This window comes from Fulvivirga sp. (assembly GCF_040220315.1).
GTDB lineage: Bacteria > Bacteroidota > Bacteroidia > Cytophagales > Cyclobacteriaceae > Fulvivirga.
The window spans coordinates 1-4,805 of the sequence record NZ_JAVJUY010000133.1; the positions used below are offsets into that span (position 1 = coordinate 1).

Here is a 4,805-nt window from a genome sequence, read left to right on the forward strand (position 1 = left end):
GTGAGTTATTTCAATAAAGAAATTGTAATAATTAATGTTGACGGGACCAACTACAAAAACATCACAAATACCACCTGTAGGGAGTTTTATCCAAGGTGGTCTCCAGATGGAGAAAAAATATTATTTATGACAACCTGTGAGAGTGTAAGCGATATTTTCACGATGAATGTGGATGGAACTAACAGGAAGCGTATTACGTGGCCTTAGTTATAATGTAGTTGCTTTTAGCAAAACAAAGCTATCTATTGGAAAAATTTATGGCACCGACAAATGTAATTTAAATTATACCAAATGAGATACACGAAATTAGCTCTAACAATGACATGCTTCATTGGTATAAATATTTATGCTTACTCTTTTACAGGTAAAATAGATTCACTTTTTAATGATGGGATTCAAGACAATTTAATACCTGGGGGAATATTAGCTTTAAATATTAAAGATTCTATCAGTTACTCTAATTATTATGGGTTATCTGATTATTCTAAAAAAATAAGAACTACGGATTCTACGTTGTTTCAAATTGGCTCAGTAGGAAAGATTTTTACTTCTATTGCTGTTTTACAATTAGTAGATAAAGGATTATTGAACCTTGATGTCGAAATAAATCATTACTTAGATGACTGGAAAATTCATAACCCTTATGATCAACCTGTTACGCTAAGAAATTTGCTAACTCACTCCGCTGGATTTAACGATAGATTCATTGGGTATCAAGCCTGTTCAAACAAAGATATGGATAAGCTTGGCGAACATCTTGCTAAGAGAATGCCGAGTCTTTTTCAATCACCAGGTACAGAAATTAATTATTCTAATTACAGCTATGCTTTAGCTGGGTACATAGTAGCGCAGGTTTCAGGCATACCGTATGAAATGTATGTGAAAAAAAACATACTATTTCCGTGTGGCATGCTAAATACAACATTTGACATGCCAGATAATTATGAAGAGATTAACATTTATGCGAAAGGCTATAAGACCAGAGAAACATTTGAGTTTGTTAAAAATTATCCAAGAAATATAAACCCTGCAGGAGGAATCCTGACATCAGCTAAAGATATGCTTTCCTTTGTTCAGGAATTGGTTGATCACCAAACCTTATTATCTAATACATCTTACAAACTATTATTTTCAACACAATTTAGAACCCATAAAAAACTAACTGGTTATAGTCTTGGTTTTGAAGAACAGAAAGAGGGCGAATTACAGTATTGGGTTAAAGGCGGTAATGTACAAGGTGCATTATCTTTTCTAATTATACTCCCTCAACTGAAGGCTGGTGTTTTTTATGCTGTCAATACGCAGACGGATAATTTTAGCACTATCTTAAATAGATTCTTGAAGTCCCAGTTTGATGTAGCTAGTAAAAATGATGTCATTAATTCGGATAACAAAAAAACTGCTGTTATTCCGAGTAATTATGAAGGTTTTTATAGAAACAACAGGCACAATAGAGAATCAATTGAAGACTTTTTTAGCCTATTCCTGAATCCAATTCATGTATCAATAACGCCAAATGGTATTGTTAATTTGAATATGGACGGAAAATCATTGAATTATGAACAAATAGATGAAAGAGTATTTCAAAGTCAAGATAATTCTAATCATTATCTTACATTCAATATGATCGATGATGAACTTCATTTAAATCTGGACTACCCATTTTCTGGTTTCACAATTCCTGCCTCATTTGTTAAAGTGCCGGAGTATAAAAGTTTGGATTTTATTAATACTTACTACCCTTCTTTCTTAATTCCTTTAGTTCTCTATCCTTTAATTTTATTAATTGATTTTACCTATAGGTTATTTTTAGTTTTGAGAAAAAGAATTTCATCCTTTGGTAAGACAGATTTCCACTTTCACATTCCGTTAATCATCTTTTTTGGATTATTTACACTCGACATTCTATTCTTTTTAGTTCCAATTTTTAAGAATGTTGAGGGGTTGGCTACAGGAATGCCTGAATTATCAGGACATTTTAAATACTTACACATTTTGATGATTCCTTCTTTAGTTCTTTTGGTTTACTATTTGTTAAACTATTGGAAAAGATCAACTACAAGATTAGTTTTTAAAATATATACAATCATATTCATTTTAAGTTCCTGTTTTTGGCTTTACTTTTTAATGGATTGGAACTTTTTTTTGGTAATATATTAAGTAAGTAAATGCAAGTTCGAATTCTATTTATTGAAGTAAAATAATGCTTCTCCATTCTATTTTCTTATAATTCAGCAATTATTGACAAATCATTTTTTTGAACATCAGATTCCTATATTCTAACATTAGGTATCAAATCGAATCAGAGAAGTAGTTTCCACTGCTTCTATTGCAGCAATCAGAACGAAATCATATTCTAGTTTTAATTAGTAATGGAATGAAAAAAATTCAACTAACAGCTCTGCTGTCGATTCTATTGTTTGCCATTTGGTTTAGTGCCTGTAAAGATGATGAAACCGATGTGCCTATACTTACTACATTAATTGTAGAGGCTCCTTTTAATGAAGTGATGCTGGGCCTATCACCATCCACCATGCAATTAACAGTAAGAGGCTTAGATCAGAATGGTAACCCCATAGAGGTACCATCTATAGAATGGTTAAGTTCAGATGAAACAAAAGCCACAGTAAGTGATGCTGGTGTTGTTACATTCATAGATTTTGGGAATATAACTATCACTGCCAAAAGTGGAGATATCTCAGGCACTACTGACATCAAAATTATTCAGCCACCAACATTGACAACAATCAATGTAACAGCTCCTGTTTCAAATATTGTATTTGGCGTAACAGCAACAAATTTTCAATTGCTTGCAGAAGCTTTTGATCAAAATGGGGATGAGCTTGAAAATGTTGAGTACAGTTGGAGTTCTTCCGATGAAAGTATTGCTACTGTAGATATGCAAGGTATGGTGACTGTTGTTTCAGCAGGTGAAGTCGAATTCACGGCTTCAGTCGATGCCATATTTGGAAGTGCTTCTATAAGCATAGCTGATAAATTTGACGCTGGAACAACAGTATTTCAAAATGTGAATGTAGTGGATGTTGAAAATGCCTTAATCATAACTGCTCAGGATGTAATTGTTGTTAATGATCAAATTGAAACTATCCAATCCACTGGTTCGGGCACCATACCTGCTGGTGCAGATGTAATTGATGCAACCGGAAAGTACTTATCTCCGGGTCTAGGGGATGCACATGTACATGTATTTTTTGAAACAGATTTTTATCAATACCTAGCTAATTCTGTAACCTCGGCCATAGATATGGGTAATGCACAGGCATCAACCCCAGAAGAAACCCCTGTTATAACATGGAAGAATGCAGTGGCAACAGGAGAATTAGATGCACCTAATTTTTACCCAGCTCTAATGGTTCGAGGCGATGCAGGTCGAGTCGTCAGTAGTCCATCTCAAGTAGATGATATTTTAAGTACATGGAAAGAACATGATTTTATTAAAGTTCATAATGCAGTTCCGCCAGATGTATTTCATGAATTTGTTGATCAAGCTCCAAATTACGGTTTGACAGTAATGGGACATGGAAATCGAGATATAGGATTAGTAGCTGCTTTAGATGCCGGTCAAACGATGGTGGCTCATGCTGAGGAGTATCTCTATGCGCATTTCAGAGGCGAGAATACTCAAGAGTTAATCGATGAGGCAATTGATGCAACTTTAAATTCTCAGGCATATGTAACGGGAACTTTATCAACTTATGAAGCCATTTCAAAAGTTTGGGGAGCAAATAGCACGGGTTATGATGAGTTGAAGAATAGGCCAGGTTATGAATTTACAAATCCAACCTATAAAACCATTTGGGATAATCAATTTAGCAACACTTACAACAACACAAACCCAGCTAATCTGGATGACAGGCTTGCATTTCAATATGATTTTGTGAAGCAGTTTCATGATGCAGGAATTCCATTATTACTAGGAACAGATTCCCCTTTGATCATAGGTTTGCCGGCAGGCTATTCTATTCATGAGGATATGAGAATTTTGAGTGAAATTGGAATCTCAAATTTTGATATTATTAAAATAGGTACGCAAAATTTCGGTGAATTCATGAAGAAATACTCGAGGAATAAAGAAGATTTTGGTCTTATAAAAGAAGGACATAGAGCGGACTTGGTATTGTTATCCGGAGATCCTTCTGTTGATTTAGAGGAGTATCGAACACCTGAAATTGTAATGGTTAGAGGTAAAGTCTATACAAAAGACTTTTTGGATGCTGAAGTAGAAAAGCTTAGAAACTGATTGGAAAAGCCATTGACTAATTCAATGGCTTTTTAGTATTGTTATAATTTCATTCTTCTTATTTCTACTGATAGGTATTATTTCGTCATCAATCATTACTGAGTTCCAGTCAGTACCATTATCTGATTTTCTCAATTCTTGTAAATAATTGGTATTTATAATATAAGATCTATGTTGCCTAACAAAATTGGGTAGGTAGGCTAGTTGTTTTTCTAATTTGCTAATTGAATTTCTGATTAATAGACGACCATTATTAAAAGTATTTAATCTAATCTCAACATAATTTTGTTGCGCCTTAATGTAGATAACTTGATTCAACTCTACTTTAACTAATTTGTTTTCTTTCTCCTTTAAAAAGATGATGTCATTGTCTTTTGCTGATGAGTGAGGAATAACATAAAGTATCAATGCAATGTAAAAGAATATATTGAGCGGAAGCAGCCCCGTTGCATGAATTCCGAAACTGTAATAAAACTCATGAATGCTATTGCTATATGTTAAGCCGCCAACCATTGAGAATAGCGCTATTTGAAGAATAATAAAA

At 33.7% G+C, this 4,805-nt stretch carries 4 protein-coding genes; 3 read left to right on the forward strand and 1 reads right to left on the reverse strand.

Features of this window, described 5'->3' with window-relative positions; translation table 11 throughout:
• The 3 genes from RLO81_RS06330 to RLO81_RS06340 all read left to right on the forward strand — a co-directional run.
• On the forward strand, positions 1-207 hold a 207-nt coding region (locus RLO81_RS06330), incomplete at its 5' end, for a TolB family protein (RefSeq protein ID WP_502880437.1).
• Between the two features lie 84 nt (positions 208-291).
• Positions 292-2,160 carry a serine hydrolase domain-containing protein gene (locus RLO81_RS06335; protein ID WP_350108836.1) on the forward strand — a complete coding sequence of 623 codons (1,869 nt, stop codon included), beginning with the start codon at positions 292-294 and terminating at the stop codon, positions 2,158-2,160.
• 217 nt (positions 2,161-2,377) lie between these two features.
• A complete protein-coding gene (locus tag RLO81_RS06340) occupies positions 2,378-4,261 on the forward strand; it encodes an Ig-like domain-containing protein (RefSeq protein WP_350108839.1) in 1,884 nt (627 codons plus the stop codon).
• A gap of 21 nt (positions 4,262-4,282) precedes the next feature.
• Here RLO81_RS06340 and RLO81_RS06345 read toward each other — a convergent pair.
• A partial coding sequence (locus RLO81_RS06345) for a LytR/AlgR family response regulator transcription factor (RefSeq protein WP_350108842.1) occupies positions 4,283-4,805 on the reverse strand: 523 nt, incomplete at its 5' end.